This window comes from Arthrobacter sp. MDT2-34-1 (assembly GCF_059091365.1).
Genome location: NZ_JBNHGO010000090.1, coordinates 1 through 655 on the forward strand (window position 1 = coordinate 1; position 655 = coordinate 655).

General features: G+C 68.2%; 1 protein-coding gene. It reads left to right on the forward strand.

The genetic code is table 11. The features are described 5' to 3' along the window. On the forward strand, positions 1–549 hold a 549-nt coding region (locus AC5RVV_RS17785), incomplete at its 5' end, for an alpha-hydroxy acid oxidase (RefSeq protein ID WP_494002676.1). Positions 550–655: the final 106 nt, after the last annotated feature.

Below are 655 nucleotides of genomic sequence, written 5' to 3' on the forward strand. Positions count from 1 at the left end.
ACCTTCTTCGGCGCCTACTACGAGTGGATGACGACTCCGCCACCCAGCTGGGAAGACGTAACCTGGATGCGGGAAACCTGGCAGCAGATCTCCGGCACACCGTTCGTCCTCAAGGGCGTCTGCCGCGTCGACGATGCCCTGCGCGCGGTCGACGCCGGCGTGGCGGGCATCTCGGTGTCCAACCACGGCGGTAACAACCTCGACGGCACCCCGGCCGCGATCCGGATGATCCGCCCCATCGCAGAGGCCGTGGGAGACCAGATCGACGTGGTCATGGACGGCGGCGTGCGCCGCGGCTCCGACGTGGTCAAGGCCCTCGCCCTGGGCGCCAAGGCCGTCCTGATCGGGCGCGCCTACTTGTGGGGACTTGCCGCCAATGGACAGGCCGGCGTCGAGAACGTCCTCGACATCCTCTCCGGCGGCATCGACTCCGCCCTGCGCGGACTCGCGTTGTCATCGACCGCCGAGTTGCGTCCCGACCACCTGCTCATCCCTGACGGATTCGACCGGGCCCTGGGCGTCCCCGAGCCGGCCATGACCAACCGTTGACCAGTCCAATGACCGCGCTCTCATCAACTACCTCTTTCGACGTCCCCGCGGCGGTGACCGTCCTGGTGCCCGTCGGCTCGATTGAACAGCACGGGCCGCACCTGCC